The sequence below is a fragment of the Variovorax soli genome (genome assembly GCF_031454625.1).
Classification (GTDB): domain Bacteria; phylum Pseudomonadota; class Gammaproteobacteria; order Burkholderiales; family Burkholderiaceae_C; genus Variovorax; species Variovorax soli_A.
In genome coordinates, this window is the sequence record NZ_JAVDRF010000008.1 from 37,365 (window position 1) to 58,786 (window position 21,422).

The window sequence follows — 21,422 nt, forward strand, 5'->3', positions numbered from 1 at the left end:
CGTTGTCTACGCAAGACCCGTGCCTGCTGTCGGGCGGGCGCTTCGCCTATGCTGCGACCGCCTGACCCGTTCGCGAACGTCCTTCCATGAATCGACTCCTGCTCGTCCTGCCCGATCCCATTGCCGAGGCGCCTCCCGAAGGGCTGCGCCAGCTCCTCGCGGAAGCGGATGCGACGGCCATCGGATGGGCCACCTGCGGCACGATGGTGGAGGAGGCAGCGATGCTCGCGCCGGAGCAGGTGCTGGTCCACGCGCCGGCATCGATCCCCGGATTGCAGGCCGCGCTGCAGGCCTGGGCCGGCGCGCCGCCGCTTCCCGTGGTCGTGGTCAGCGAGCCGCTGCCGCCGCAGGCGCATGAAGAACTCGTCGCGCTCGGCGTGCAGGCCTGGTCGCGTGCCGACACCCTGGACGCAGCCGGCCTGCGCGCCCTGCTCGCCCGCGCGCAGGCGCGCTGGCGGCGCGAGGCCGCGTTGCGCGACACGCTGGCGCGCTCGCTCGCGCACCTCGACGAGCGCAAGTGGGTGGACCGCGCCAAGGGGCTGCTGATGACGGCGCGCGGCATCGGCGAGGACGCGGCCTTCGGGCTGCTGCGCGGCGCGGCGATGCATGCGAACCTGCGCGTCGGCGAGCTCTCGCGTTCGGTGGTCGAGGCCGCGCAATGGGCCGATGCCATCAACCGCGCCGGACAGCTTCGCATGCTCTCGCAGCGGCTGGTGCGCCTGGCGGCGCAGGCGCTGGCGGGCGTCGATGCGCGGCGCAGCCGCGCGCTGCGCGCCGAGTCGGCCGAGCGGGTACAGGACAACCTCGGTCATCTCGCGGGCCTCCCGCTGGATGCGACCAGCATGCAGGCGCTGGCAGCGGTGCGCTCGGCCTGGGAAGCGCTGGATGCCGCACTGTCGGCGCGGCCCGGGCCCGCGGCGCTGAGCGACATCGACGCCAGCGCCGAGACCCTGCTGAATGCCGCCGAGGCGCTCACCGACGTGCTGGAGTCGTCTGCGGGGCGCCGTGCCCTGCGCATCGTCAACCTCTGCGGACGGCAGCGCATGCGGGCGCAGCGCCTGGCCAAGGATGCGCTGCTCGCCGCGCTGCTGCCCGAGGGTGCGTGGAGCGCGCGCCTGGTGCCCACCATGGACAGCTTCGAGGCTTCGCTGCTGGAGCTGGAGCGTGCGCCGCTGAGCTCGCCCGAGATCCGCGCAGCGCTCAGCGGTGCGCGCGACGAATGGCTGCGGCTGGTGCGCGGCGTGCGACAGGCCGACCGGGCCGAAGGCCGCGCCGACCTGGTGCGCGCCAGCGAGGTGCTGGCCGACACCTTCGACCGGCTCACCGCGTCATACGAACACAGCCTGCAGGTCATCATGTCGTGACCTTGGCTCTCCCCCAGGTTGGCCCACTTCGTGTGGCCGCCCACCCCCTTCCGGGCGCAACGCCAGCGGCCCGGCAAAGCCGGTTCCGCGGTGTTTCCCGAACGAGCCTGGCTTTGCCGGCCGCGGGGCTTCGTGACGCGTCAGGCGGCGGCCTTCTCGACGTGCGCCTGGCGCGTGTAGAGAAAGTCGATCACGGCCTTGCGAGCGTGGACGTAGACCGGGTCTTCCGCCAGTGCCACGCGGTCGCGCGGGCGCGGCAGGTCCACGGCCAGCACCTCGCCGATGGTGGCGGCCGGGCCGTTGGTGAGCATCACGATGCGGTCGGACAGAAGCACCGCCTCGTCCACGTCGTGCGTGACCATGACCACCGTGCTGCGGGTCTTCGCGACGATGGCGAGCAACTCGTCCTGCAGCTTGGCGCGGGTCAGCGCGTCGAGGGCGCCGAAGGGCTCGTCCATCAGCAGCACCTTGGGTTCCATCGACAGGGCGCGCGCGATGCCCACGCGCTGCTTCATGCCGCCCGAGATCTCGCCCGGACGCTTCTGCGCGGCGGCCGTGAGGCCGACCAGCGCCAGCGCCGCTTCGGTGCGTGCCCTGAGCTGCGCCTTGTTCTCCGTCGCCGCAAACACGCGCTCCACCGCGAGGTGGACGTTCTCGAAGCAGCTGAGCCAGGGCAGCAGCGAATGGTTCTGGAACACCACCGCCCGTTCGGGCCCGGGGCCCTTGATCTCGCGGTTGGCGCACAGCAGCGCGCCCTGCGTGGGCGCGCTCAGCCCGGCGATCAGGTTCAGCAGCGTGGACTTGCCGCAGCCGGAGTGTCCGATCAGCGTGATGAACTCGCCCTTGGCCACGTGCAGATCGATGTCGCGAAGCGCCAGGAAGCTGCCCTTGGGCGTCTTGAAGCGCTGCTCCACGCCCTCGATCTGGATGTACTTGCCATCGCTCATGACTTCACCTCTTCGAATGTGAATGCAGTGGCGATCCGGATCAGGGCGAACTCGAGCACCAGCCCGACGATGCCGATCACGAAGATCGCGATGATGATGTTGGCGACGTTGAGGTTGTTCCACTCGTCCCACACCCAGAAGCCGATGCCGACGCCGCCGGTCAGCATCTCGGCCGCGACGATCACCAGCCAGGCCGTGCCGACCGCGAGGCGCACGCCGGTCAGCATGTAGGGCAGCACGGCGGGAAACAGGATGCGGGTGAGGATCTTCCACTCGGACAGATCGAGCACCCGCGCCACGTTCATGTAATCGCTGGGCACGCGCTGCACGCCCACCGCGGTGTTGATGATCATGGGCCAGATCGAGCAGATGAAGATGGTCCAGATGGCGGCCGGGTTGGCGCCCTTGAAGACCAGCAGGCCGATGGGCAGCCAGGCCAGCGGCGAGACCGGGCGCAGCAGGCTGATCAGCGGGTTGAACATGCGCGCGAGAAAGCCGAAGCGCCCGATCGCGAAGCCCGCCGGAATGCCGACGGCCGCTGCCAGCCCGAAGCCCATCGCCACGCGCTTCAGCGAGGACAGGACGTTCCAGCCCACGCCCTGGTCGTTCGGTCCCTTGCTGTAGAAGGGGTCGCTGAACACGGTCAGCGCCTGTTGCCAGACAGCGCCCGGCGACGGGAAGCCGTTGCTGTTCTTCAGCGCGACCAGTTCCCAGACCAGGATGAGGAGCCCGAAGCCGAGGATCGGCGGCAGCACGCGCAGCCAGATCCAGCTGAAGTCGCGCGGCGCGCGCGGGGTGGGCTCGGGCGCCTGCTGCACGGGCACCGCCGCGGCGGCGGGCACGGCGGCGACGCTCCTGGAGAGCACGGGTGCGGCGACATGCGCGGCGGCGGCTTCGAGCGGCGAGTGAAAAACGGCACTGACCATGGCGTGCTCCTCAGACGTGCAGCTTGAAGGAATCGGCGTACTGCTTCGGGTTCTTCCCGTCCCACACCGCGCCGTCGATCAGCTTGCTGGTGCGCAGCACGTCCTTGGGCACCGGCGTCTTGGTGGCCGCCGCGGCCTGCTTGTAGATGTCGATGCGGTTGATCTCGGTGGCCACCTTGAGGTAGTCGGGGTGCTCCTTCAACAGGCCCCAGCGCTTGTGCTGCGTGAGGAACCACATGCCGTCGGAGAGGTAGGGGAAGCTCACCGCACCGTCGTTGTAGAACTTCATGTGGTTGGGATCGTCCCAGTTCTTGCCCAGGCCGTTGGTGTAGCGGCCCAGGATGCGCTGGTTGATGGCGTCGACGCTGGTGTTGACATAGCTCTTGTCGGCGATGGTCTCGGCCATCTTGTTCTTGTTCTGCAGGCCGGTGTCGATCCACTTGCCGGCCTCCAGGATCGCGGCGGTCACGGCGCGTGCGGTATTGGGGTACTTCTTGACGAAGTCCGCGGTGGTGCCGAGCACCTTCTCCGGATGGTCCTTCCAGATGTCCTGCGTGGTCACGGCGGTGATGCCGATGCCGTCCATGATGGCGCGCTGCCCCCACGGCTCGCCGACGCAGTAGCCGTCCATGTTGCCCACGCGCATGTTCGCCACCATCTGGGGCGGAGGCACCACGATGTTCTTCACGTCCTTGAACGGATCGATACCCGCCGAGGCCAGCCAGTAGTAGAGCCACATGGCGTGGGTGCCGGTCGGGAAGGTCTGGGCGAAGGTGTATTCGCGCTTGTCGGTGGTGATCAGCTTGGCCAGCGAGGCGCCGTCGACCGCGCCCTTGTCGGCGAGCTTCTTCGACAGCGTGATCGCCTGGCCGTTGTTGTTGAGCGTCATCAGCACGGCCATGTCCTTCTTCGGGCCGCTGATGCCGAGGTGCACGCCGTAGACCAGGCCGTAGAGCACATGGGCCATGTCGAGCTCGCCGTTGACCAGCTTGTCGCGCACCCCCGCCCAGCTCGCTTCCTTGCTGGGGACGATCTTCACGCCGTATTTCTTGTCGATGCCCAGCACCGAGGCCATCACCACGCTGGCGCAGTCGGTCAGCGGGATGAAGCCGATCTTGACCTCCTCCTTCTCGGGCTTGTCGGAGCCCTGGGCCCAGACGGCGGCGCGCAAGGCGGGGTCGAGCCCGACGGCGCCGGCAGCCGCGGCCTGCAGGATGCGGCGGCGGCTCAGTTTCGGTTTCAGCAGATCGTTCATGGGGCGCACTCCGAAGGTGGATGACTGGGCTCGAGAAAAACAAAAAGGCGTCCTCACCGTGCAAGGGCTCGCTCGACACGAGCCCGCGCAGGTGGGGACGCCTTTGTCCGTTTTGGGTTTGGCCGCATCCGCCGTTGGATGCTGCGCGCAGAGCTAACGCAAGGCTTGTGCCAGGAAGGGCGGGTTGGCTTGGCGCCGCTTCTGTGCTCCGGCAGCCGAAGGTGCCATGCGGGCGGCACGCGTCTTCGATGCAAGTGCTTCTTCGTTGCCCTCGGGCACGCTTGTTGTGCAGCGCACCAATTCAGATCATGGCGCTCAGCGCACGGGATCGGCCGGCAGGTATTCCGCCATCGAGAGCACCGATTCGGCCACCTCGACCAGCCGGCGTCCCTGGCTCATGGCAGTGCGGCGCAGCATCTTGTGGGCCTCTTCCTCGCTCATGCGCCGGTAGGCCATCAGCAGGCCCTTGGCGCGCTCCACCAGCTTGCGCTCGTTGAGGGCGGCGCGCACTGTCTCGAGTTCATCGCTCATGGCCTGCAGGCGATGCGACTGCTCCTGCACCATCTCCAGGACCGAGCGCTCCAGCTGGCGGCCGAAGGGCGCCGGCGCGGCCAGGGCGCGTGGCTGGCCGGGAGGGGCCACCGGCGCCGGCGGTTCGTCGAAGAAGGCGGCCGACGCGGCGCCTGGCTCGATCGCCAGCTCGGCGAGCAGGCCCTCGTGCGCCTGCAGTTCGGCCCGGGCGCGGGCCGTCTTCTGCTCGCACAGCAGGCGCAGGTCGGCGGCCAGTCGCTCCTCGATGGTCTGCATGGCATCGATGCGCCGGCTGCAGCAGTCGAACCAGGTCTGGCTCAGCTCGGTGTCAAGGCTCACGCCCGGGGGTGCCGCGCAGGCGATGCGCCGAAGCCGCTCCTGCTCGGCCAGCTGCGCTGTGGGCTGACTGCTGCGCCAGAGCTCGCCCAGCGCCGGGCCCGAGAACTCGACGAAGACCTGGAAGCAGCGCTCCTGCGACTCGATGAGGTGCAGCCATTGCTGCTGGCGTGCGCCATCGTTTCGGCCGGATGCGAAAGCCGCGGCGCCGCAGGCGCGTTCCTGGCCCGCGAATTCCTTGCCCTGCATGAAATTGAACATGGCCACCAGAAGGCGCGAGATCTCGGGGTCGGTGGCGCCGTCCGCGGCCTCGAACACCACGGCCAGCAGCCCGGCGATCAGCTTTACGAAGGCGGCCGTGGCCTCGGCGGCGGACAACGCCATCGCTGCGACGCGGCGACGCAGCTCCGGCAATGCGTCCAGGCCCGGCAGCACCCACGCGATGCGGCTGAACAGGCGCGCGCCGTTGCCGATGCGCGGCGCCTCGGTGTCGAGGCGCCCGAAGCTGCTGCGCACCGCTTCCTCGGCGCGCAAGCAGGCTGCGATCTGTTCTTCACGCTGCGCCGCGAAACGCCGGCCGCCGGAGGCCAGCCACACGTTCGAGATGCCGCGCTCGCGCTGCAGCGCATGGACCAGGGTGCCGATCGTGCCGACGAGCGCGCTGGTGCGCGCGAGCTGATCGAGTTCGTCGATTTCGCAACGCCGCGCGCCGATCAGGAAGCTCAGTGCGGAGTTCATCGTGGCAGGCCCATGGAGAGGGGATGCAGCAACAATCGTGCCCCGGTGCATCCTCTGCGTCCGGATGTCCGTTCCCGGTCCACGACCTACACTTGCCGCATGTTTGTACTGGGAATCGAATCGTCCTGCGACGAGACCGGCGTGGCCCTGGTCGAGTCGGGCACCAGTGGCCTGCCGCGTTTGGCCGCCCATGCCTTGCACAGCCAGATCGCGATGCACCAGGCCTACGGCGGCGTGGTGCCGGAACTGGCGAGCCGGGACCATATCCGGCGGGTGCTGCCGCTGACCCAGCAAGTTCTGTCGGAGGCCGGCCACGGGCTGGGCGACGTCGACGTGGTCGCCTATACGCGCGGGCCGGGACTGGCCGGCGCACTGCTGGTGGGCGCGGGCGTCGCATGCGCCCTGGGCGCGGCGCTGGGCAAGCCGGTGCTGGGCGTGCACCATCTCGAGGGGCATCTGCTGTCACCCTTCCTCAGCGCCGATCCGCCTGAATTTCCTTTCGTCGCGCTGCTCGTGTCCGGTGGCCACACGCAGTTGATGCGAGTCGACGGGGTGGGGCGCTACGCGCTACTGGGCGAGACCATCGACGACGCTGCAGGCGAAGCCTTCGACAAGAGCGCCAAGCTGATGGGCCTGCCCTATCCGGGCGGCCCCTGGCTGGCGAAGCTTGCCGAGCAAGGCGATGCCACGGCCTTCAAGCTGCCGCGGCCGCTGCTGCACAGCGGTGACCTCGATTTCTCCTTCGCGGGGCTCAAGACGGCCGTCCTGACCCAGGCCCGCAAGCTGGGGGACGACCTGGAAGCGCGCAAGGCCGACCTTGCGGCCTCGACCCAGGCGGCGATCGTCGACGTGCTGCTGAAGAAATCGCTGGCCGCCCTCGAACAGAGCGACTTGAAGCGCCTGGTGGTCGCCGGCGGCGTGGGGGCCAACCGCGCACTGCGAGCGCAGCTGGATGCGGCCTGCGCCAGGAGGGGGGTGCGGGTGCACTACCCGGAGCTGCACCTGTGCACCGACAACGGCGCGATGATCGCCATGGCCGCCGCGATGCGGCTGCAGTGCGGCCTGCAGGCTCCGACAGACCGCTATGCGTTCGACGTCAAGCCGCGATGGCCATTGGCCTCGCTGGGCGCGCCGGAGCCGCAGTTCGGCTAGGCAACGAACGCTTGGGGGTGCCGCGCGAAGGAAGCGGCAGCACGTCGAGCATCTTGCGCCAGAGCTGCGACCACTGCGGCCAGTCATGGCCGCCTTCGGTGGTGAAGACGCGCCCCGCCGGCAGCGCCTCGGCGAGCAGGCGATGGTTGGATGCAAAGCGGTCGGCCAGCCCGAAGCCCAGGTACAGCGGAGGCAGTTCCCTGTTCGGCTCGGCGGCGGCGTATTGCTGCAGCCACGGCCAGAGCTTGCGATCGACTTCCTGGTCCGGCGGCGGCCCTTCGGGCGCTTTCCAGGCCCGCAGGCCGCCGGCCTTGTGGATCTCGGCGCCCAGGGGCCGCCGGCCCAGATAAGGCGCCAGCGCCACGATCCCGTCGACGGCACCGGGCTTGGCCAATTCGTGGATCAGGGCGCCGAAGCCGCCGATCGAGATGCCGATCAACCACACCGACTTGTAGCCCAGCGCGCGCTGCGGCTGCAGGATGTCGTCATGCAGCCGCTCGATGAAGGTCTGGTCGTAGTAGTAAGAGACGTCGGCATCGACCAGCAGAGCGTCGGCCGCCAGATCGCGCTCTCGAACGGCACTGATGAACCCTTCGCGTTCGAACTCCTCGGGCTTCAGGAAAGCTCCCGGCAGAAACACCAGCAAGGTGTCCGAGCGCGAATCGTGGTTGGCGGGTTTCAGGTGCGTTCTCATGGGTGCTTTATCAAGCGCTTGTGACTCACTGCTGCTTTCGCAGCCCGGCACGACGAGCGCTGGTTAAGGAAGAAGGCATCAAAAAAAAGCCATAAATGTGACGTCCTTGGACATATTTTGCAGCCAGGAATAAGAAGGGCCGGCAACAAAAAGTTACCGGCCCAGTCAGCTTCTTGCGCAGTCAGAGGTTATGAAACATTTGTGCCAACTCAATGAATGGCCAGTTGGGTCACGGTGCTGACCGGCACCTGCTTGCCCAGCTTGAGGCTCAAGACCCCGTTTTCGAGCTTGGCTTCGCTCGCGGCCGCATCGATGTCCTGCGGCAGCTCGTAGGCGGCCTTGAACTGGCGCTTGGCCTCGGCCTTGCTCTCGATGCGAACCACGGCGCCTTCGATGCCGATCGTGAGGTCTTCACGCGCGAGGCCCGGGACATCGAGGGACAGCGTCCAGCTCTTGTCGTCCTGCTCGACATTGAGGGAGCGGCGAGCGGCGGAGAAGGTGTCGTTGACGAAGCGCTCGACGCTGCGATCGAAGCTGCGCGGTGCGAAGCGGGTGGCGCGGAGGGCGGGGACGAAGATCATGCGAGGTACTCCTGAGTGAACGCGGTGGGACAAGAAATGTGTGTCCCTTACACTGCGCGGCCTTTCAACAGAGTGCCGCTTGCCGTCTCATCTAGGCGCGGCGAGAAGCGTTTCAAGATGAGTTCCTTCCGCTTTATTTACCGCCGCCGGGCCTTGAAATTCGCGGCCGCGGCGCTATGCGCGGCCACGCTGCCTGTGGTGCGTGCGCAGCCCGCGGTCCCGATCCGACTGGCGCTGGTCGAGAGCATGAGCGGGACCTTCGCCAACACAGGGGAAGCGGTTTGGCGCAACCTGCTGTGGGCCGTGGAGCGCGTGAACGCGCGCGGCGGCGTCAAGCTCCCCGGCGGTGCGCGCCTCCTGCAGCTGGACCGCTACGACAGCAAGGGACAGAACGAGGAAGCCCTGTCGGCACTGCGCGCCGCGGTGGACGACGGCGCGCGCATCGTGCTCCAGGGCAACTCCTCGGCCACGGCTGCGGCGCTGGTGGACGCCATCGAGAAGAACAACGAGCGCGATGCCTCACGCCGTGTGCTCTTCCTCAACTACTCGGCGGTGGACCCGGTGCTCACCAACGAACGCTGCAGCTTCTGGCACTTCCGCTTCGACGCCCATGCCGACATGCGCGTCACCGCGCTCATGGAGGTGATGAAGAGCGACGCCGCGCTCAAGCGGGCCTATCTCATCGGCCAGGATTACAGCTTCGGCCAGTCGGTGCTGCGCGAATCGAAGCGCCAGCTCGCGATGCTGCGGCCCGACGTGCAGATCGTCGGGGAGGAACTGCATCCGATGGGCCGCGTGAAGGACTTCGCGCCTTACGCGAGCAAGATCCTCGCGAGCGGGGCGCAGGTCGTGGTGACGGGCAACTGGGGGAGCGATCTCACGCTGCTGGTGAAGGCGGCGCGCGAGGCGGGCTTCAACGGCAGTTTCTATACCTTCTACGGCAACGCGCTCGGTGCGCCGGCAGCCATCGGCGACGCCGGCATCGGACGCGTGGTCGCGGTCGCCGACTGGCTCCCCAATGTGCAGACGCGCGAGTCCGAAGCCTTCTACCGGGCCTTCCGCGAGCGCTTCCCCAAGCCGGCCGACGACTATGTGCACATGCGGATGCAGCTCCTGGTCGAGGCGCTGGCGCAGGCCATCGAGCGCGCCGGCAGCGTCGATCCCGTGGCTGTCGCCCGTGCGCTCGAGAAGGCCGAGGTCAGCCTGGCGGGCCAGAGCGGCCGCATGCGCGCCGCCGACCACCAGTTCCAGCAGTCCCTCGTGGTGGGCGTGATGGACCGGCAGGGCAGCCCGGGTGTGAAATTCGATGTCGAGGGATCCGGCTACGGTTTCCGCGTGGTTCGCACCATCGCTGCCGAGCGCGCCGAGATGCCCACCAGCTGCAAGATGCAGCGCCCCTGAACACGCAAAGGAAACAGTCAAGATGCGCGAAGCCATCCACAACCTCGAAGCCTCCAAGATCCGCGAAGTCGCCAACGCCGGCATCGGCCGCGCCGACGTGCTGGCCTTCTGGTTCGGCGAAGGCGACGAAGTCACGCCGGAGCCGATCCGCCAGGCCGCCATCGCATCGCTGCAGCAAGGTGAAACCTTCTATGCCCACAACCTCGGGCTGCCGGAGTTGCGCGAGGCCGTCGCGCGCTACATGAGCGGGCTGCACCCCGCGATCGATGCTGCGCGCATCGCCATCACTTCGGGCGGCGTGAGTGCCCTGATGCTTGCGATGCAGGCACTGGTCGACGCCGGCGACGAGGTCGTGGCCGTGACGCCGGTGTGGCCCAACCTGACGGCGCAGCCCGCAATCCTGGGCGCGCGCGTGCGCTGCGTGTCGCTGGTGCCGAAGGCGGGGCAATGGACGCTCGATCTGGATGCCCTGCGCGCGACCGTGACGCCGGCGACGAAGCTGCTGGTCCTCAATGCGCCCAACAACCCGACCGGCTGGACGCTCACGCGCGCCGAGCAGCAAGAGATCCTCGATCACTGCCGGCGCACGGGCACCTGGATCCTGGCCGATGAGGTCTACGAGCGCCTCTACTTCGAGCCGAGCCCGACGCCGAGCGGCCTGAAGCAAGACGCGCCTTCGGATGGCCCTGTTCCCAACGGCTGCGCGCCGAGCTTCCTCGACGTGGCGGCGCCGGACGACCGGCTGGTGGTGGTCCACAGCTTCTCCAAGAGCTTCCTCATGACCGGCTGGCGCCTCGGCTGGCTGGTGCTGCCGCCCGCGCTGGTGGAGGGCATGGGAAAGCTGATCGAGTTCAACACCTCCTGCACCAGCGTGTTCACCCAACGCGCCGGCATCGCGGCGCTGGCGCACAGCGCGGAGATCACGCCTCGGGTAGTGGCGCACCTGAAGACCTGCCGCGACACCCTGATTCCTCTGCTGGCCGAGCTTCCCGGCGTGCAGGTCGCGCCCGCACGCGGCGGCATGTACGCCTTCTTCAGGCTCGAAGGCTTCGACGATTCGCTGGCGCTCGCCAAGCGCCTGGTGGCCGAGGCCGGGCTCGGCCTGGCGCCCGGCAGCGCCTTCGCGCCGGAAGCGCAGGGCTGGCTGCGCTGGTGCTTCGCTTCCAAGGATCCCGGCCGCTTGGTGGAAGGCGTGAGCCGCCTGAAGCGCTGGCTGGCGCAATAGCCCCGAGAATCCCGGGCCCTTCGTGAAACACCGCGGAACCGGCTTCCCGGGCCGCAGGTGCCGCCCCAGGGCAGGGGGCGCCCGGCAGGACATGCGGGCAACCTGGGGAGAGCTATAATGCTTAGCTTTGCATGCCGCAAGGCGCACGACGGGTGCAGTTCCAGCGCTCGCCGCAAGTCAAACATCCCGGAACAGGAAATTCATCACATGATCGCAGCCTCCATCAAGGCCGAAGTTGTCAAGGACAACGCCCGCGCCGCCAACGACACCGGCAGCCCCGAAGTGCAAGTCGCACTGCTGACCGCCCGCATCAACGAACTCACCCCGCACTTCAAGACGCACGCCAAGGACCATCATGGTCGCCGCGGCCTGCTGCGCATGGTGAGCCGTCGCCGCAAGCTGCTCGACTACCTGAAATCCAAGGACGCCGAGCGTTACACCGCGCTGATCGCCAAGCTGGGTCTGCGCAAGTAAGCTGATTCGCATGAAGAAACGCCTGGGTTAGTCCGCTAGCTCAGGCGTTTTTTACTTCGCGAATCGAACCAGGAGTGCCGTACAGAGCGAAGCTGTGTCATTCCAATGGAGTTCTCCCCGAGCTTCCCTGGAATGGCATCGTGTTCTGAAAGGCGCCCCTTCCCCGCGGAACCTGCGATCGCCGCAGGCCGATCCGCCCACAAGAAACAGGAGCTAGACATGAGCCTCTTCAACAAAGTCACCAAGACCTTCCAGTGGGGCGACAAGACCGTCGTCATGGAAACCGGCGAAATTGCCCGCCAGGCCAGCGGCGCGGTCGTCGTCGATATCGACGGTACCGTCATCCTGGCGACCGTGGTCGCCTCCAAGTCCGCCAAGCCCGGCCAGGACTTCTTCCCGCTGACGGTCGACTACATCGAGAAGACCTATGCGGCCGGCAAGATTCCCGGCAGCTTCTTCAAGCGGGAGGCGAAGCCCAGCGAACTCGAGACCCTGACCTCGCGCCTGATCGATCGCCCGATCCGCCCGCTGTTCCCCGAGGGCTTCCTGAACGAGGTGCATGTGGTGATCCACACGCTCTCGCTGAACCCCGAGGTCGATGCCGACATCGCGGCCATGCTCGGCGTGAGCGCCGCTCTTTCGATTTCCGGCGTCCCCTTCAACGGCCCGATCGGCGCCGCGCGCGTCGGCTACATCAACGGCCAGTACGTGCTGAATCCGGGCCAGACCGTTCGCAAGGATTCGCAGATGGACCTGGTGGTCGCCGGTACCGAAGCCGCCGTGCTGATGGTCGAGTCCGAAGCGCTGCAGTTGAGCGAGGAAATCATGCTCGGTGGCGTCGTGTTCGGCCACGAGCAGGCCGGCATTGCGATCAATGCGATCCACGAACTCGTGCGTGAAGCCGGCAAGCCCGTCTGGGACTGGCAAGCGCCGGCCGAGGACGAAGCCTTCGTCGCCAAGGTCAAGGGTCTCGCCGAGGAAAAGCTGCGCGCCGTCTACCAGATCCGCAGCAAGCAGGCCCGCACGCAGGCCCTGCGCGAAGCCAATGCCAGCGTGATGGAGTCGCTCAAGGAAAGCGGCGAGCCTTTCGATGCGGGCAAGGTCAGCGATCTGCTGTTCGCCATCGAGTCGAAGATCGTGCGCAGCCAGATCCTGTCGGGCGAGCCGCGCATCGACGGGCGCGACACGCGCACCGTGCGCCCCATCGAAATCCGCAACGGCGTGCTGCCTCGCACCCACGGCTCGGCCCTGTTCACGCGCGGCGAGACGCAGGCATTGGTCGTGACCACGCTGGGCACCGAACGCGACGCGCAGCGAATCGACGCGCTCGCCGGCGAGTACGAAGACCGCTTCCTGTTCCACTACAACATGCCTCCCTTTGCGACCGGTGAAGTGGGCCGCATGGGCTCGACCAAGCGCCGCGAAGTCGGCCACGGCCGCCTCGCCAAGCGCGCCCTCGTGGCCTGCCTGCCGACCAAGGAAGAGTTCCCCTACACCATCCGCGTCGTGTCGGAGATCACCGAGTCGAACGGTTCCTCGTCGATGGCTTCGGTCTGCGGCGGCTGCCTCTCGATGATGGACGCCGGCGTGCCCATGAAGGCGCACGTGGCCGGCATCGCCATGGGCCTGATCAAGGAAGACAACCGCTTCGCCGTCCTGACCGACATCCTCGGCGACGAGGACCACCTGGGCGACATGGACTTCAAGGTGGCCGGCACGACCAACGGCATCACCGCGCTGCAGATGGACATCAAGATCCAGGGCATCACCAAGGAAATCATGCAGGTCGCCCTGGCCCAGGCCAAGGAAGCGCGCATGCACATCCTGGGCAAGATGCAGGAAGCGATGGGCGAAGCCAAGGCCGAGGTGTCCAGCTTCGCGCCGCGCCTCTTCACGATGAAGATCAATCCGGAGAAGATCCGCGACGTGATCGGCAAGGGCGGCTCCGTGATCCGCGCGCTGACCGAAGAGACCGGCACCCAGATCAACATCGACGAGGATGGCACCATCACCATCGCCTCGACCGATCCGGCCAAGGCCGACGAGGCCAAGAAGCGCATCGAGCAGATCACGGCGGAAGTCGAGATCGGCAAGACGTATGAAGGGCCGGTCACCAAGATCCTGGACTTCGGCGCGCTGATCAACCTGCTCCCCGGCAAGGACGGCCTGCTGCACATCAGCCAGATCGCGCACGAACGCGTCGAGAAGGTGACCGACTACCTGAGCGAAGGCCAGATCGTGAAGGTCAAGGTCCTCGAGACCGACGACAAGGGCCGCGTCAAGCTGTCCATGAAGGCGCTGACCGAGCGTCCGGCCGGCATGGAGTTCAGCGAGCGCCCGCCGCGCGAGGAGCGTGGCGAGCGGCGTGACCGTGGCGACCGCGGTGATCGCGGCGATCGCGGCGATCGCGGCGATCGTGGTGACCGCGGCGATCGTCCCCCCCGCGGCGAGCGCGCACCGCGTGCCGAGAGCGCCGAGCCGGCGGGCGAGCAGGCCGTTGCGCTCGAGCAGGACTCGCGTTCGCAAGAGCCCCACGGCGGCGATCGCCAGGCTTGAGAGGCGGGGGCGGTGACGCCCTTGCCGTCGTTCAACCGTGCGTCCGCCTGCGAGGGCGGGCCTTTCAGGCGAGAAAAGCATGAAAGCCATTGAAATCACTTCCTTCGGCGCACCCGAGGTGCTGCGCGTGGCCGAGCGGCCGGCGCCGGCGGCTGGTGCGGGCGAGGTTCTGATCCGCGTGGCCGCCAGCGGCGTGAACCGCCCCGACGTGCTGCAGCGCACCGGCAACTATCCGGTGCCGCCGGGCGCCTCCGACCTGCCGGGCCTCGAGGTCGCCGGCGAGATCGTCTCGGGCGATGCCGTGGCCATGAAGGAGGCCGGCTTCGCGGTCGGCGATCGCGTCTGCGCGCTGATCGCCGGCGGCGGCTATGCCGAGCTCTGCGTCGCGCCCGTGGCCCAGTGCCTGCCGGCGCCCAAGGGTTGGAGCGATGCCGAGGCGGCCTCGTTGCCGGAGACCTTCTTCACCGTGTGGAGCAACGTGTTCGACCGCGGCCGTCTGCAGAAGGGCGAGACCCTGCTGATCCAGGGTGGTACCAGCGGCATCGGCGTGACCGCGATCCAACTCGGCAAAGCCTTCGGTGCCACGGTGATCGCCACCGCGGGCAGCGACGAGAAATGCGACGCCTGCAGAAAGCTCGGCGCGGACCATGCGATCAACTACAAGACGGCCGACTTTGCCGAAGAGGCCAAGCGCCTGACCGGCGGCAAGGGCGTCGACGTCATCCTCGACATGGTGGCGGGGCCCTATGCACAGCGCGAGATCGAATGCCTGGCCGAGGACGGCCGGCTGGTGATCATCGCCGTGCAGGGTGGGGCCAAGAGCGAATTCAACGCCGGCCTGGTGCTGCGACGCCGACTGACCATCACCGGCTCGACTTTGCGGCCGCGGCCGGTCGCCTTCAAGGGCGCGATCGCGAAATCGCTGCGCGAGAAGGTGTGGCCGCTGCTCGAGAGCGGCGCCGTCAAGCCCGTGATCCACAGCGTCTTCAAGGCCGACGGCATGCCCAGCGGCGCCGCCCAGGCCCATGCCCTGATGGAAACGAACCAGCACATCGGCAAGATCGTGCTGACCTGGTGAACGACGGAAACGACATGACGACGAAGAAGAAACTCATCGCCGGCAACTGGAAGATGAATGGCAGCCTCGCTGCCAACGAGGCGCTGGTGAAGGCGCTGCTGCAGGGCGTGGGCACGCCCGCTTGCGAGGTCGCGGTGTGTGTGCCGGCGCCTTACCTGGCGCAGCTGCAGTCGCTGCTGTCCGGATCGCCCATCGCGCTGGGTGCGCAGGACCTGTCGGCGCAGCCGCAGGGCGCATTCACCGGCGAGCAGTCGGCGGCGATGCTCAAGGACTTTGGCGTCCGCTTTGCGATCGTAGGCCACTCGGAGCGACGCCAGTACCACGGCGAAACCGACGAAGGCGTGGCGGCCAAGACCGCTGCCGCGCTCGCCAACGGCATCACGCCCATCGTCTGCGTGGGCGAGACGCTGGCCGAGCGCGAAGCGGGCCACACGGCCGAAGTGGTCAAGCGCCAACTGGCCGCCGTGATCCATGTCAACGGCCATTGCATCAGCGAGATCGTGGTGGCCTACGAGCCTGTATGGGCCATCGGCACCGGCAAGACGGCGACGCCCGAGCTGGCTCAGTCGGTGCACGCGCTGCTGCGGGCGCAGTTGCACCATGCCGCGGACGAACACGCGGCCGGCATCCGTATCCTCTACGGCGGCAGCATGAACGCCGCGAACGCGGCCGAGCTGCTGGCACAGCCCGACATCGACGGCGGCCTGATCGGCGGCGCCTCGCTCAAGGCGCCGGATTTTCTGCAGATCATTGCTGCGGCACGCTGAACACGGCGCTGCCGCGAACGAATTTAGGAGTTAGAACGAATGAACGTGGTCCTCAATATCCTCGTGGGCGTGCAGATGCTCGCAGCGCTCGCGATGATCGGCCTGATCCTGATCCAGCACGGCAAGGGCGCCGACATGGGCGCTGCCTTCGGCAGCGGCAGCGCCGGCAGCCTGTTCGGGGCCAGCGGCAGCGCGAACTTTCTCTCGCGCACCACCGGCGTGCTGGCCGTGGTGTTCTTCGCGTGCACGCTGATGCTGGCTTACTTCAGCCATGCGCGTCCCACCGGCGGCGGCAGCCTGCTCGAGCGGGCCGCGATCGGCACGCCGGCACCGGCACCCGCACCGGCGGCATCGGCTCCGGCACCCGCATCGCAGATTCCTTCCGGCAATGCCCCTGCTGCGCCCGCTTCCGGCGCACCGGCACCGGCCCAGCCGGCCGCACCGGCTTCCGGCGCCGGGCAGATCCCGGCCAAGTAAGCGGGTCTCTTCGAGGGGCGTGGACCCGCGACCGGATGTCCCTTGTCGTTTTCACTGCGTTCCCAAAAGAAAACGGCCCCGTTTCAGGGTAAACTCTAAAGCTGCCCGGAAAGCCAAAACCTCACAGGTTCCTCATGCCATCCGGGCATTGCAAACACCGCCGTCGTGGTGAAATTGGTAGACACGCTATCTTGAGGGGGTAGTGGCGAAAGCTGTGCGAGTTCGAGTCTCGCCGACGGCACCAAATCTCGCCGACAGGAGGCTTCATCCTCCTGTCGGCGTTAAGCGGTAAAAGACCCCGATGAACCTCGATTCCTACCTCCCCGTCCTGTTGTTCATCCTGGTCGGAGTCGGGGTCGGCGTTGCGCCTCAGGTTCTCGGCTACATCCTGGGTCCCAATCGACCCGACAGCCAGAAGAACTCGCCTTACGAGTGCGGCTTCGAAGCCTTCGAAGACGCGCGCATGAAGTTCGACGTGCGGTATTACCTCGTGGCGATTCTCTTCATTCTTTTCGACCTCGAGATCGCCTTTCTCTTCCCGTGGGCGATCGCGCTCAAGCAGATCGGTTCGGTCGGCTTCTGGGCCATGATGATTTTTCTCGCCATCCTCGTCGTGGGCTTCGTCTACGAATGGAAAAAGGGTGCGCTCGATTGGGAATGACAAGGAACCACGATGGCCATTGAAGGCGTCTTGAAGGAAGGCTTCGTCACCACGACCTACGACTCGGTGGTGAACTGGGCCAAGACGGGATCGCTCTGGCCGATGACCTTCGGCCTTGCCTGCTGCGCGGTGGAAATGATGCACGCGGGTGCCGCGCGTTACGACATCGACCGTTTCGGCATGCTGTTCCGTCCGAGCCCGCGCCAGTCCGACCTGATGATCGTGGCCGGCACGCTCTGCAACAAAATGGCGCCGGCCCTGCGCAAGGTCTACGACCAGATGCCCGAGCCGCGCTGGGTGCTCTCGATGGGTTCCTGCGCCAACGGAGGCGGCTACTACCACTACAGCTACTCGGTGGTGCGTGGCTGCGACCGCATCGTGCCGGTCGACGTCTACGTGCCGGGCTGCCCGCCCACTGCCGAGGCGCTGCTCTACGGGATCATCCAGCTGCAGCAGAAGATCCGCCGCACCAACACCATCGCACGTGCCTGAGAAGCGAGAGACGATGACCGACTTTGCCATTGCTCCCGAGGCACTGCAGAAACAGATCCAGGAAACGCTCGGCGCCAAGGCCAGGAGCGTGACCGTCGCGCTCGGCGAAGTGACCGTCGTGGTGCCCGCTGCCGATTACCTCGAGGCCGCGCGGCTGCTTCGCGATGCACCCGGTTGCCGGTTCGAACAGCTGATCGACCTTTGCGGCGTGGACTACTCCGACTACCGCGAAGGCGAGTGGGAGGGTGAGCGCTTCTGCGTGGTCTCCCACCTGCTGTCGGTGAGCCTCAACCAGCGCGTGCGCCTCAAGGTCTTCGTGCCCAACGAGGACCTGCCGGTGGTCGATTCCCTCACCGGAATCTGGAATGCCGCCACCTGGTTCGAGCGCGAGGCTTTCGACCTCTACGGCATCGTGTTCGAGGGCCACGACGACCTGCGCCGCCTCCTGACCGACTACGGCTTCATCGGCCATCCCTTCCGCAAGGACTTCCCGGTCTCCGGTCACGTCGAGATGCGCTACGACGCGGAGCAGAAGCGCGTGATCTACCAGCCGGTCTCGATCGAGCCGCGCGAGATCACCCCGCGCGTGATTCGCGAAGACAACTACGGCGGATTGCACTGACACCGACATGGCCGACATCAAGAATTACACGCTGAATTTCGGACCCCAGCACCCCGCGGCACACGGCGTATTGCGCCTCGTGCTCGAGCTCGACGGCGAGGTCATCCAGCGCGCCGATCCCCACATCGGCCTGCTGCACCGCGCGACCGAGAAGCTCGCCGAAAGCCGCACCTACATTCAGTCGCTGCCCTACATGGACCGGCTGGACTACGTCTCGATGATGAGCAACGAGCATGCCTACTGCCTCGCCATCGAGCGGATGCTGGGCCTCGAGGTCCCCTTGCGCGCACAGTACATCCGCGTGATGTTCGCCGAGATCACGCGGCTGCTGAACCACCTGCTGTGGCTGGGTGCGCATGGCCTGGACTGCGGCGCGATGAACATGCTCATCTACTGCTTCCGCGAGCGCGAGGACCTGTTCGATCTGTATGAAGCCGTGTCGGGCGCGCGCATGCACGCGGCCTACTTTCGCCCGGGCGGCGTCTACCGCGACCTGCCGGACGCGATGCCGCAGTACAAGGTCAGCAAGATCAAGAACGCCAAGGCGATCGAGAAGCTCAACGAGAACCGCCAGGGCTCGATGCTCGATTTTGTCGACGACTTCTGCGAGCGCTTCCCCAAGATGGTCGACGAGTACGAGACGCTGCTCACCGACAACCGGATCTGGAAGCAGCGCACCGTCGGCATCGGCGTGGTCACGCCCGAGCGCGCACTCAACCTGGGCTTCACCGGACCGATGCTGCGCGGTTCCGGCGTCGAGTGGGACCTGCGCAAGAAGCAGCCCTACGACGTCTACGATCGGATGGAGTTCGACGTGCCGGTGGGCAAGACCGGTGACTGCTACGACCGCTACCTCGTGCGCGTCGAGGAAATGCGCCAGGCCAACCGGATCATCCAGCAGTGCTCGGCGTGGCTGCGCGTCAATCCCGGCCCGGTGATCACCGACAACCACAAGGTGGCCGCGCCCGCGCGCGAATCGATGAAGGCGAACATGGAGGAGCTGATCCACCATTTCAAGCTCTTCACCGAAGGCTTCCACGTGCCCGAGGGTGAGGCCTATGCCGCCGTCGAGCACCCGAAGGGCGAGTTCGGCATCTACCTCGTGAGCGATGGCGCCAACAAGCCCTACCGCCTGAAGATCCGTGCGCCCGGCTTTCCGCACCTGGCCGCGCTCGACGAGATGTCGCGCGGCCACATGATCGCCGACGCGGTCGCGGTGATCGGCACCATGGACATCGTCTTCGGCGAAATAGACAGGTGAGCGAACGAATGACTCCCGACACTCCCCACAGCACCCAGGCGCCGCTGTCGGCCGCCACCCTGGCGCTCTTTGCGCGCGAGGTCGCCAAGTACCCGCCGGAGGGCAAGCAGTCGGCCGTGATGGCCCTGCTCACGATCGTGCAGAAGGAAGAGGGCTACGTCAGCGTGCAGCGTGAGCGCGAGATCGCGGCCTATCTCGGCATGGCGCCGATCGCGGTCCACGAGGTCACGACCTTCTACAACATGTACAACCAGCAGCCGGTGGGCAAGTTCAAGCTCAACGTCTGCACCAACCTGCCGTGCCAACTGCGCGACGGAGCGGTGGCGCTGGCGCATCTCGAGAAGAAGCTGGGCATCAAGATGGGCGAGACCACCGCCGACGGCATGTTCACGCTGCAGCAGAGCGAGTGCCTCGGCGCCTGCGCGGATTCGCCCGTGATGCTGGTCAACGATCGCACCATGTGCAGCTTCATGAGCAACGAGAAGCTCGACCAGCTGGTCGACGGCCTGCGCAGCGCCAAGATGGAGGGCGCGCAATGATGACGCCCGAGCAAGTGCTCTCGCAGTTCCAGGCCACCGGCGTCCAGACCTGCTTCCACGGCCGCCACATCGAGCCCCAGATCTACGCCGGTCTCGACGGCACCAACTGGCGCCTGGCGGACTACCAGGCGCGCGGCGGCTACCAGGCGCTGCGCAAGATCTTGAGCGAGGGCCTGACGCCCGAGCAGGTGATTGCCGAGGTCAAGGCCTCCGGCCTGCGCGGACGAGGCGGTGCGGGCTTCCCGACCGGGCTGAAGTGGAGCTTCATGCCGCGCCAGTTCCCCGGCCAGAAGTACCTGGTCTGCAACTCGGACGAGGGCGAGCCGGGCACCTGCAAGGACCGCGACATCCTGCAGTTCAACCCGCACATCGTGATCGAGGGCATGGCCATCGCGGCCTACGCGATGGGCATCAGCGTGGGCTACAACTACATCCACGGCGAGATCTTCCAGACCTACGAGCGCTTCGAAGAGGCGCTGGAAGAGGCGAGGGCGGCCGGCTTCCTGGGCGACAACATCCTGGGCAGCAGCTTCAGCTTCCAGTTGCACGCCTCGCATGGCTTCGGCGCCTACATCTGCGGCGAAGAGACGGCGCTGCTGGAATCGCTGGAAGGCAAGAAAGGCCAGCCGCGCTTCAAGCCGCCGTTCCCGGCCAGCTTCGGCCTCTACGGCAAGCCGACCACGATCAACAACACCGAGACCTTCGCGGCGGTGCCCTGGATCATCAACAACGGCGGCGTGGCGTATCTGGAGTGCGGCAAGCCGAACAACGGCGGCACCAAGATCTACTCGGTCAGCGGCGACGTCGAGTTGCCGGGCAATTACGAAGTGCCGATGGGTACCCCGTTTTCCAGGCTGCTCGAGCTCGCCGGCGGCGTGCGCAAGGGCCGCCAGCTCAAGGCGGTGATTCCCGGCGGCTCCTCGGCGCCGGTGCTGCCGGCGTCGATCATGATGGAGTGCACGATGGACTACGACTCCATCGCCAAGGCCGGCTCCATGCTGGGCTCGGGCGCCGTGATCGTGATGGACGACAGTCGCTCCATGGTCGAGTCGCTCAAGCGCCTCTCGTACTTCTACATGCACGAGTCCTGCGGCCAATGCACGCCTTGCCGCGAAGGCACGGGCTGGCTGTGGCGCGTGGTGGACCGCATCCACAACGGTCACGGCAAGGCCACCGACATGGACCTGCTGAACTCGGTCGCCGACAACATCCAGGGCCGCACCATCTGCGCGCTGGGCGATGCCGCCGCGATGCCAGTGCGCGCCATGATCAAGCACTTCCGTCACGAGTTCGAGGCCTTGATCCCGGGCTACGTCCCGAAAGCACCGGTCAAGGCCTGAGCGAG

Annotated in this window: 21 protein-coding genes and 1 tRNA gene; 16 read left to right on the forward strand and 6 right to left on the reverse strand. The window is 67.0% G+C overall.

The genetic code is table 11. From position 1 onward, the window contains the following. The first annotated feature begins 86 nt into the window (after positions 1-86). Positions 87-1,364 carry a type IV pili methyl-accepting chemotaxis transducer N-terminal domain-containing protein gene (locus tag J2739_RS18175; protein WP_309904128.1) on the forward strand — a complete coding sequence of 426 codons (1,278 nt, stop codon included), beginning with the start codon at positions 87-89 and terminating at the stop codon, positions 1,362-1,364. 140 nt (positions 1,365-1,504) lie between these two features. On the opposite strand, the gene J2739_RS18180 is transcribed toward J2739_RS18175, so the two are convergent. From J2739_RS18180 to J2739_RS18195, 4 genes are all read right to left on the reverse strand, one after another. Continuing rightward, a complete protein-coding gene (locus tag J2739_RS18180) occupies positions 1,505-2,311 on the reverse strand; it encodes an ABC transporter ATP-binding protein (RefSeq protein WP_309904130.1) in 807 nt (268 codons plus the stop codon). After that, positions 2,308-3,237 (reverse strand): nitrate ABC transporter permease, encoded by a 930-nt coding sequence (gene ntrB / locus J2739_RS18185; protein WP_309904132.1) that lies wholly within the window; start codon positions 3,235-3,237, stop codon positions 2,308-2,310. The genes J2739_RS18180 and ntrB overlap by 4 nt, the downstream gene beginning before the upstream one ends. A 10-nt stretch (positions 3,238-3,247) precedes the next feature. Next, positions 3,248-4,492: a CmpA/NrtA family ABC transporter substrate-binding protein gene (locus J2739_RS18190; protein ID WP_309904134.1), complete on the reverse strand. Its 1,245-nt coding sequence runs from the start codon at positions 4,490-4,492 to the stop codon at positions 3,248-3,250. Positions 4,493-4,807: 315 nt separating this feature from the next. Further along, a complete protein-coding gene (locus tag J2739_RS18195) occupies positions 4,808-6,097 on the reverse strand; it encodes a nitrate- and nitrite sensing domain-containing protein (protein ID WP_309904136.1) in 1,290 nt (429 codons plus the stop codon). Between the two features lie 99 nt (positions 6,098-6,196). Between J2739_RS18195 and tsaD the strand changes: the two genes are divergently transcribed. Next, positions 6,197-7,249: a tRNA (adenosine(37)-N6)-threonylcarbamoyltransferase complex transferase subunit TsaD gene (gene tsaD, locus J2739_RS18200; protein ID WP_309904138.1), complete on the forward strand. Its 1,053-nt coding sequence runs from the start codon at positions 6,197-6,199 to the stop codon at positions 7,247-7,249. On the opposite strand, the gene J2739_RS18205 is transcribed toward tsaD, so the two are convergent. Together J2739_RS18205 and J2739_RS18210 are read right to left on the reverse strand one after the other, a co-directional pair. Next, positions 7,194-7,943, reverse strand: coding sequence for an alpha/beta hydrolase (locus J2739_RS18205; RefSeq protein WP_309904140.1), 750 nt, complete (start codon positions 7,941-7,943; stop codon positions 7,194-7,196). The two genes, tsaD and J2739_RS18205, sit on opposite strands and share 56 nt — an antisense overlap. A gap of 209 nt (positions 7,944-8,152) precedes the next feature. After that, on the reverse strand, positions 8,153-8,524 hold the full coding sequence (locus J2739_RS18210; RefSeq protein ID WP_309904142.1) for an Hsp20/alpha crystallin family protein: 372 nt from the start codon (positions 8,522-8,524) through the stop codon (positions 8,153-8,155). 117 nt (positions 8,525-8,641) lie between these two features. On the opposite strand from J2739_RS18210, the gene J2739_RS18215 reads away from it, so the two are divergent. The 14 genes from J2739_RS18215 (at position 8,642) to nuoF (ending at position 21,417) form a co-directional block, all read left to right on the forward strand. After that, positions 8,642-9,925: a branched-chain amino acid ABC transporter substrate-binding protein gene (locus tag J2739_RS18215; protein WP_309904144.1), complete on the forward strand. Its 1,284-nt coding sequence runs from the start codon at positions 8,642-8,644 to the stop codon at positions 9,923-9,925. Then, on the forward strand, positions 9,831-11,150 hold the full coding sequence (locus J2739_RS18220; protein ID WP_309904146.1) for a pyridoxal phosphate-dependent aminotransferase: 1,320 nt from the start codon (positions 9,831-9,833) through the stop codon (positions 11,148-11,150). Before J2739_RS18215 ends, J2739_RS18220 begins: the two co-directional genes overlap by 95 nt. A 207-nt stretch (positions 11,151-11,357) precedes the next feature. Next, the gene (gene rpsO / locus J2739_RS18225; RefSeq protein ID WP_056579564.1) at positions 11,358-11,624 is read left to right on the forward strand and encodes a 30S ribosomal protein S15; all 267 of its coding nucleotides are present in this window, start codon (positions 11,358-11,360) and stop codon (positions 11,622-11,624) included. A gap of 219 nt (positions 11,625-11,843) precedes the next feature. Then, positions 11,844-14,180, forward strand: coding sequence for a polyribonucleotide nucleotidyltransferase (gene pnp, locus J2739_RS18230; RefSeq protein ID WP_309904148.1), 2,337 nt, complete (start codon positions 11,844-11,846; stop codon positions 14,178-14,180). Between the two features lie 79 nt (positions 14,181-14,259). Further along, on the forward strand, positions 14,260-15,258 hold the full coding sequence (locus J2739_RS18235) for an NAD(P)H-quinone oxidoreductase (protein WP_309904150.1): 999 nt from the start codon (positions 14,260-14,262) through the stop codon (positions 15,256-15,258). A 14-nt stretch (positions 15,259-15,272) separates the two neighbouring features. Beyond that, positions 15,273-16,025, forward strand: coding sequence for a triose-phosphate isomerase (gene tpiA / locus J2739_RS18240; protein WP_309904152.1), 753 nt, complete (start codon positions 15,273-15,275; stop codon positions 16,023-16,025). Between the two features lie 39 nt (positions 16,026-16,064). Then, positions 16,065-16,502, forward strand: coding sequence for a preprotein translocase subunit SecG (gene secG / locus J2739_RS18245; protein WP_309904154.1), 438 nt, complete (start codon positions 16,065-16,067; stop codon positions 16,500-16,502). A 159-nt stretch (positions 16,503-16,661) separates the two neighbouring features. Further along, a tRNA-Leu gene (locus J2739_RS18250) sits at positions 16,662-16,746 on the forward strand. A 57-nt stretch (positions 16,747-16,803) separates the two neighbouring features. Continuing rightward, the gene (locus J2739_RS18255) at positions 16,804-17,163 is read left to right on the forward strand and encodes an NADH-quinone oxidoreductase subunit A (protein WP_309904156.1); all 360 of its coding nucleotides are present in this window, start codon (positions 16,804-16,806) and stop codon (positions 17,161-17,163) included. A gap of 12 nt (positions 17,164-17,175) precedes the next feature. Continuing rightward, positions 17,176-17,655, forward strand: a complete 480-nt coding sequence (locus J2739_RS18260) for a NuoB/complex I 20 kDa subunit family protein (RefSeq protein WP_057592164.1) — start codon at positions 17,176-17,178, stop codon at positions 17,653-17,655. A 13-nt stretch (positions 17,656-17,668) separates the two neighbouring features. Continuing rightward, entirely contained in the window at positions 17,669-18,277 is a 609-nt protein-coding gene (locus J2739_RS18265) for an NADH-quinone oxidoreductase subunit C (RefSeq protein ID WP_309904158.1), read from the forward strand. Positions 18,278-18,284: 7 nt separating this feature from the next. Then, positions 18,285-19,538, forward strand: a complete 1,254-nt coding sequence (locus tag J2739_RS18270) for an NADH-quinone oxidoreductase subunit D (protein WP_309904160.1) — start codon at positions 18,285-18,287, stop codon at positions 19,536-19,538. A gap of 8 nt (positions 19,539-19,546) precedes the next feature. Further along, complete coding sequence (nuoE, locus tag J2739_RS18275; protein ID WP_309904162.1) at positions 19,547-20,077, forward strand: NADH-quinone oxidoreductase subunit NuoE; 531 nt, start codon at positions 19,547-19,549, stop codon at positions 20,075-20,077. Further along, positions 20,074-21,417 (forward strand): NADH-quinone oxidoreductase subunit NuoF, encoded by a 1,344-nt coding sequence (gene nuoF, locus J2739_RS18280; protein ID WP_309904164.1) that lies wholly within the window; start codon positions 20,074-20,076, stop codon positions 21,415-21,417. The genes nuoE and nuoF overlap by 4 nt, the downstream gene beginning before the upstream one ends. Positions 21,418-21,422 lie beyond the last annotated feature (5 nt).

What these genes read in the sequence shown, in the direction of transcription:
- J2739_RS18175 (WP_309904128.1), top strand. Translation starts at nt 87, where the DNA reads ATGAATCGACTCCTGCTCGTCCTGCCCGATCCCATTGCCGAGGCGCCT.
- J2739_RS18180 (WP_309904130.1), bottom strand. Translation starts at nt 2,311, where the DNA reads ATGAGCGATGGCAAGTACATCCAGATCGAGGGCGTGGAGCAGCGCTTC.
- ntrB (WP_309904132.1), bottom strand. Translation starts at nt 3,237, where the DNA reads ATGGTCAGTGCCGTTTTTCACTCGCCGCTCGAAGCCGCCGCCGCGCAT.
- J2739_RS18190 (WP_309904134.1), bottom strand. Translation starts at nt 4,492, where the DNA reads ATGAACGATCTGCTGAAACCGAAACTGAGCCGCCGCCGCATCCTGCAG.
- J2739_RS18195 (WP_309904136.1), bottom strand. Translation starts at nt 6,097, where the DNA reads ATGAACTCCGCACTGAGCTTCCTGATCGGCGCGCGGCGTTGCGAAATC.
- tsaD (WP_309904138.1), top strand. Translation starts at nt 6,197, where the DNA reads ATGTTTGTACTGGGAATCGAATCGTCCTGCGACGAGACCGGCGTGGCC.
- J2739_RS18205 (WP_309904140.1), bottom strand. Translation starts at nt 7,943, where the DNA reads ATGAGAACGCACCTGAAACCCGCCAACCACGATTCGCGCTCGGACACC.
- J2739_RS18210 (WP_309904142.1), bottom strand. Translation starts at nt 8,524, where the DNA reads ATGATCTTCGTCCCCGCCCTCCGCGCCACCCGCTTCGCACCGCGCAGC.
- J2739_RS18215 (WP_309904144.1), top strand. Translation starts at nt 8,642, where the DNA reads ATGAGTTCCTTCCGCTTTATTTACCGCCGCCGGGCCTTGAAATTCGCG.
- J2739_RS18220 (WP_309904146.1), top strand. Translation starts at nt 9,831, where the DNA reads ATGTCGAGGGATCCGGCTACGGTTTCCGCGTGGTTCGCACCATCGCTG.
- rpsO (WP_056579564.1), top strand. Translation starts at nt 11,358, where the DNA reads ATGATCGCAGCCTCCATCAAGGCCGAAGTTGTCAAGGACAACGCCCGC.
- pnp (WP_309904148.1), top strand. Translation starts at nt 11,844, where the DNA reads ATGAGCCTCTTCAACAAAGTCACCAAGACCTTCCAGTGGGGCGACAAG.
- J2739_RS18235 (WP_309904150.1), top strand. Translation starts at nt 14,260, where the DNA reads ATGAAAGCCATTGAAATCACTTCCTTCGGCGCACCCGAGGTGCTGCGC.
- tpiA (WP_309904152.1), top strand. Translation starts at nt 15,273, where the DNA reads ATGACGACGAAGAAGAAACTCATCGCCGGCAACTGGAAGATGAATGGC.
- secG (WP_309904154.1), top strand. Translation starts at nt 16,065, where the DNA reads ATGAACGTGGTCCTCAATATCCTCGTGGGCGTGCAGATGCTCGCAGCG.
- J2739_RS18255 (WP_309904156.1), top strand. Translation starts at nt 16,804, where the DNA reads ATGAACCTCGATTCCTACCTCCCCGTCCTGTTGTTCATCCTGGTCGGA.
- J2739_RS18260 (WP_057592164.1), top strand. Translation starts at nt 17,176, where the DNA reads ATGGCCATTGAAGGCGTCTTGAAGGAAGGCTTCGTCACCACGACCTAC.
- J2739_RS18265 (WP_309904158.1), top strand. Translation starts at nt 17,669, where the DNA reads ATGACCGACTTTGCCATTGCTCCCGAGGCACTGCAGAAACAGATCCAG.
- J2739_RS18270 (WP_309904160.1), top strand. Translation starts at nt 18,285, where the DNA reads ATGGCCGACATCAAGAATTACACGCTGAATTTCGGACCCCAGCACCCC.
- nuoE (WP_309904162.1), top strand. Translation starts at nt 19,547, where the DNA reads ATGACTCCCGACACTCCCCACAGCACCCAGGCGCCGCTGTCGGCCGCC.
- nuoF (WP_309904164.1), top strand. Translation starts at nt 20,074, where the DNA reads ATGATGACGCCCGAGCAAGTGCTCTCGCAGTTCCAGGCCACCGGCGTC.